The organism is Microcoleus sp. B3-D2 (assembly GCF_036705345.1).
GTDB lineage: Bacteria > Cyanobacteriota > Cyanobacteriia > Cyanobacteriales > Microcoleaceae > Microcoleus.
Genome location: NZ_JAUBUG010000143.1, coordinates 1 through 5,449 on the forward strand (window position 1 = coordinate 1; position 5,449 = coordinate 5,449).

A 5,449-nucleotide genomic window follows, 5' to 3' on the forward strand; every position below is an offset into this window, starting at 1 on the left:
CGCTTTGATTTCGCCTTTGAAAGTTCGTATCTGGACTCTTCAAGAATCCCCGTCCCTTTAGGGCTCGGGAGTATCAAAAAAGACTTGCTTGCTCCAGCTAGCGCTATGGCTGATAGCGAGGGAGCAGATAAAAATCTCTCTAGGTTGGAGACATATCATATTTTTGTTCCTTATACCACAGCCCGAGTAGGAGGAAAGCAAACTTTTACTTTGCGATCGGGAGAACCTTGTCCGGTGGAAATTCCCTCCAAAGCTCAAGATAGGCAAGAGATTACCATCAAAGGGCGCGGTCAAGAAGGTAAAGATATTACTGTAGTTTTGCATACATTATACGATCGACAACTCGGAATAAAAGAGGAAATTTATCAAGAAATTGACAAAAATACGCAATTTATCGAAGAAGCAAGCAAAGCTAAATGCAAATTTGTTTATGAGCAAGTTGAAGATGGTGAGTATATTAACGATGTGAGTGCCTTGGATTTTCTTGATTATGTGATATCGTCCTCAAAGCTAGACAGCACAATTAAAGAGCGTTACCAAATCGCCAGTAACAATTCGCGCTTACTCGGAACTGAGCAAGCCATTGAAATGGCATTAACTCAATCTAAACTAACTGAGGCAGAAAAGAAACTAATTAGAGGAACTTTTGCCTCCGTCCGTGCCAGCGAACCGGTTCCTGACTTTAAGGCTCTCACAGAGATTGACTTAATTGTTGCCGCGTCGGCACTGCCTTTAGAAATCAAGCAGAAACACTTTTTAGCAAGTACCAATTTAACAGCATTAACAGTGGACTTCATTCTTGTCAAACTGATCGAGGAAAACCAAAAATTAACTCCGGATCAACCGAAAAACTACCTGTCAACATATGAGCAGGTACGTGCTGGAAAAAGAGTAGAAGATGCCGCAGCTTTAAAATCCCTAGACTCATTCATCAGTAATGCTGAAATTCCAGAAAAGGCTAAAGATGTTTACTCAACAGCAAGCAAACAAAATTTAGATAATCAAGTTGCTTCTGGTGAAAAAGCCGATGCTTTTGTCCCAACCGATCAAAAATTCCAAAAAATGATGGAGGATGCTAAAAAAAGAGGAGCAGCAATTGTTCCAGTAGTTAAGAAAATACTGAGTATGATCGGAGTAAAAACAGCAACAGGTGTCACTCTTAGTAGTTTATCAGGAGGGGCTGCAACCAACGCGACTTTAGCTGCTTTAGGTTTTGGTTCCGTCGCATCTGGTGGTTTAGGAATGCTGGGTGGTTTAGCAGTAGTAACAGGAGGAGCCGCGCTAATTGGAGCCGCAGGAATACTGTCTATTGCGTTAGGTTCAGAAATCGATAGCGAAGACCAAAAAAATCTGGGAATTGCAATTGGTACAGGAACAATCGCCGGTACTGCAACTGTTTTAGCTGCTTGGACTGCTGCGACTGCTTTGGAAGTAGCCGGTACATTGTCTGGTGCTGCTGCTATTACTGCCACTATTTCGGCTCTTGGGGGACTCGGTTTAATCACGGGCGGTACTGGTCTTGTTGCATGGGGTACTGCATATATGATTTGGTCATTGCTCAAATCTGAAAAGACTCGCGATTCATGTGAAAAGACTCGCGCATCCGTGCTGCACCAGTTAGAAACTTGAACCTACACCTATACTGAAGATATAATTCCCGGTTATTGGGGAGAAATTTTTCAAAATAATGTAATTCCAAAATATGGCATTAAAGAGGGATTTTCTGCTCCTAATATCCCCTTAGATAAACTGTCAAACGCCCTTTCTTCATGGCTATCTATTGACTCTGAAGAAAAAGTAATCGCCTTGATAAACAATAGTGTTTTTAATGATGCCAAAGAGGGGGTTGTATTTACCAACGAAAAAATGGCTTGGAAAGTATTTCTAGTTTCAGAAGCTGATTCAATTAACTATGAAAAATTAGCAACATTTGTAAATAAGGGAAGCAAATTAACTTCACTGCTCTCTGACGCGAAGCAGAAACAGGAATTGTTTAAGTTGAAAAAGGTAGTAGATATTTTGTCAGACGAGAAATACTCTACCAATTTATCTAAGTTGCAAGAGTTAGTAGCTATAGTGGGGAGTGACAAAAACTTATCGGATCTGGTTTCTAATGAGAAGTATAAAAACAAGTTGCCACAATTAAAAAATGCAGTAGCTATTTTATCAGATGAGAACTACAGTCAGAACTTGTCTAAGTTGAAAGATGTTGTAGATGTCTTATCTAATGAACCTGATTTAGTAAAATTTTTCTCGTCGCAATTGGTGTCACAGCTATCTGACAAGAACTATACCAATGACTTGTCTAGGTTAAAAAAGGTAGTAGATACGTTTCAAAATGAATCTGACAAGGACAATTTCACTAAGTTGCTTCGACAAATTGGTCAAAAATATAGCACAGTTTAGGCAGCAACTTTTGCCCGTGATTCTGGCTATGAGGAAGGCGGAAGGCGATCGCCCACTATTGACTGCTAAAATTAAGGGCGATCGCTTGTTATGATTGTATTAAAATAAAAACGACTGCAATGGGCAATTATGATGAGTATTGGTCATATTACGATCGCCCTTATTGCAGCAACTTCCAGAATCATTCTTGCCAAAAGTCACCGACTACATCGACTTTGTGATGCACAAGCACCAAAATAGAATAGCTGAACCCAAACTCCCAGACGATATTGCTAAAGCTTGGGCAAAAGGGTTCGAGGAAGTCGATCGCTTGGAAGTAAGGACTAATGAGCCGGATAGCGAATTTAAGCTACAGTAAAAGGTATAGCAGTTCATCTAACTCAAGAGCAGGCGGAGACTTGACGGTGGGCAACTAGCGCTGAAGGAAAGTTTGCACGAAATTTGCTCAGGTGGAATTCTGATAGTTGTGCTAATTTAGAATACAAAAAAGATGTTCGGCGTTTGGGGGTAACTTTGGAAGTGGCGGGGTTGCCAGCTACTTCGGAGTTTTGCACGATTTAGGTAGAGCCTTTAGAAAAGCGTAAATTCAAGACGTAAACCCTGTAAGGGAAAACCTATCCTAAACATAGGAGCTTTCCGTTTTCAAACTTAAAGGCTTAAAATGAGCAAATAGGGGCACTCGGTCAAGCAAATCTCCTGTAGGGCTAGAGAAGGTTATATGGTGCGCCAGAGTTTAGGACAACGGTTATCCAGTCTCAGAGTTGGGCAAAAGATCGGTTTAGGATACACCCTTGCTCTAGGCATTGCTGTGTGTGGAACAATTGCTGGTTTTGGAGTTGGGGATCATTATCAAGAACAGACTCAAGAGCGAAAACAACACGCGCGTAACGAAGTGGAACTTCTGCATCGTCTGCAATCTCGTGTTCTCCAAGCGCGAACCCACCAACAACAACTCATTCCTTTAGCGCAATACCCAGAAAAATTTCAAGATGAATATGCTCACTTGCTGAAGCATAAAGCTGAAATCCAAGAAATTTGGGCTGAACTTAAGGCATTTGTGGCAAAGTCTCCGCCCCTACAAGCTGGTGTGGATCAAGCAAGGATTCTAGCCTTCTTGCAAACCTATGACCGTGTACCACAACTCTACTCACAGGAATTAGAACGCCGAGTTGAACGAATTCGTAGTCTGGATCTTGCCTCACCCACTGATGTTGAGCAAGCCCAAGCGCTGATGTTGGAATTTACCAACAGCGATTTGGCGCTTGAATTCGATGGCATCTCCGATGATTTGGTGGGTTTAATTGACCAAGCTTACCAAGAACTTGAGGTGGCAACAAGGTCTGATCGACAGGCTAGTGAATTTGCAGAGAAAGTGGTGGTTGCAAGTATCGGATTGTCTGTTGCGATCGCCATTCTTTTGGCACTTTTGACCAGCCGAGCAATTGCTCAACCCATTCAAGCTTTGACTAGAGTTGCCCGACGAACTACTGAAGAATCTAATTTTGAGTTACAAGCGACTGTTGAGCAAGATGATGAAATTGGAACGCTTGCTAATGCTTTTAACCAATTAATTCGCGCTGTTCAACAACTGTTACAGCAACAGAAAACAGCCAACGAACAACTGGAAAACTACAGCCAAACGCTTGAATCTCAAGTGGAGGTAAGAACCCAAGAGCTCAGCGACAAAAATACGCAGTTGCAACAACTCTTAGAGGAACTGCAACGCACTCAGGTTCAAATGGTGCATAGCGAAAAGATGTCTGCTTTGGGGCAAATGGTGGCAGGGGTGGCACACGAAATCAACAATCCAGTCAACTTCATTCACGGCAACTTGACTCATGTGCAGGAATACGCCCACAATTTATTAGGTTTGGTGCAACTCTACGAGAATTACTATCCCGACCCAGCACCCGAAATCCAAGCTGAGGCGGAAGATATTGATATGGAGTTTATCCAAGCCGATCTACCTAAAGTCCTCGACTCCATGAAACTCGGCACGGATCGCATTCGCCAGATTGTTTTGTCACTCCGCAACTTTTCACGAATGGATGAAGCTGACTTCAAAGCCGTTGATATTCATGAGGGCATTGATAGCACGTTGTTGATTTTGCAGCATCGCTTGAAAGATAAACCAGAGCGTCCAGCGATTCAAGTAATTCGTGATTATGGTAATCTACCGCTAATAGAATGCTATCCTGGTCTAATCAATCAGGCGTTTATGAACATCCTGGCAAATGCGATTGATGCGCTGGAAGAAGCCAACGTCAAACGAACCTATCAGGAGATTAAGGAAAATCCCAACCTGATTACCATTCGGACGGCCATGATTGATTCAAAGTGGGTAAAAATTGCAATTTCTGATAACGGAATGGGAATGTCTGAATCTGTTCAGAAACGCCTCTTTGATCCATTCTTCACCACAAAGTCTGTCGGTAAGGGAACGGGCCTGGGCCTGGCGATTAGCTATCAGATCGTTACTGAGAAACATAGCGGTAAGTTAGATTGCTTCTCAATACCTGGTGAGGGAACCGAGTTTGTGATTCAAATCCTTGTCCAGCAGCAAATCCGTGATCCGGTCTAACAAGATGCGCCCCACCGCCGAAAGGTTTTCTGTTAGGCCTTCGAGGTTATCTGCTATGAGGTTTTAGTTGTAATATTCACTTTCTCTTTTCCCCATTTTTCTGCACTTGGTTTAACAACTTCTATTTCCCGGAAATCTACCCGCATCACAGCCGTTTCAAATTCAACCCCCAAAACTGTGCTAACTTCGAGGATTTCTACAAAACTGGCAGATTAGACATCTCCAACAATTCTTGTGGGGAGTAGGAGTTAGGCATCCTGCCTGCCCAAGACTTGCTTTTCTGTAGATGAGTAATATAGCAACCGCCAAGGCGGTTAGGGTGTAAACTGGAAGTAGTCTCTGATGCTGCCCCGCTCGCACGACCCATGCCAAAACCCTACAGTTACGACCTACGTCAGAAAGTCATTCAAGCTATCAAACTAGATGGCTTAAAGATTAGTGAAGCGAGTATACTGTTTAATA

At 42.7% G+C, this 5,449-nt stretch carries 4 protein-coding genes and 2 pseudogenes; all 6 read left to right on the plus strand.

The window, feature by feature from the left end; translation table 11 throughout:
• The first annotated feature begins 234 nt into the window (after positions 1-234).
• A complete protein-coding gene (locus tag QUB14_RS28005) occupies positions 235-1,629 on the plus strand; it encodes a hypothetical protein (protein ID WP_333221422.1) in 1,395 nt (464 codons plus the stop codon).
• 177 nt (positions 1,630-1,806) lie between these two features.
• A complete protein-coding gene (locus QUB14_RS28010; protein WP_333221420.1) occupies positions 1,807-2,406 on the plus strand; it encodes a hypothetical protein in 600 nt (199 codons plus the stop codon).
• A gap of 139 nt (positions 2,407-2,545) precedes the next feature.
• On the plus strand, positions 2,546-2,764 hold the full coding sequence (locus QUB14_RS28015) for a hypothetical protein (protein ID WP_333221418.1): 219 nt from the start codon (positions 2,546-2,548) through the stop codon (positions 2,762-2,764).
• A 56-nt stretch (positions 2,765-2,820) separates the two neighbouring features.
• Positions 2,821-2,967, plus strand: a pseudogene (locus QUB14_RS28860) (DUF6753 family protein); the annotation flags it as partial.
• A 157-nt stretch (positions 2,968-3,124) separates the two neighbouring features.
• Positions 3,125-4,987: an ATP-binding protein gene (locus QUB14_RS28020; protein WP_333221416.1), complete on the plus strand. Its 1,863-nt coding sequence runs from the start codon at positions 3,125-3,127 to the stop codon at positions 4,985-4,987.
• Positions 4,988-5,352: 365 nt separating this feature from the next.
• Positions 5,353-5,449, plus strand: a pseudogene (locus tag QUB14_RS28025) (IS630 family transposase); the annotation flags it as partial.

Bases quoted from the DNA above. Each gene is read 5' to 3' on its own strand.
- QUB14_RS28020 (WP_333221416.1), top strand. From the start codon at position 3,125: ATGGTGCGCCAGAGTTTAGGACAACGGTTATCCAGTCTCAGAGTTGGG.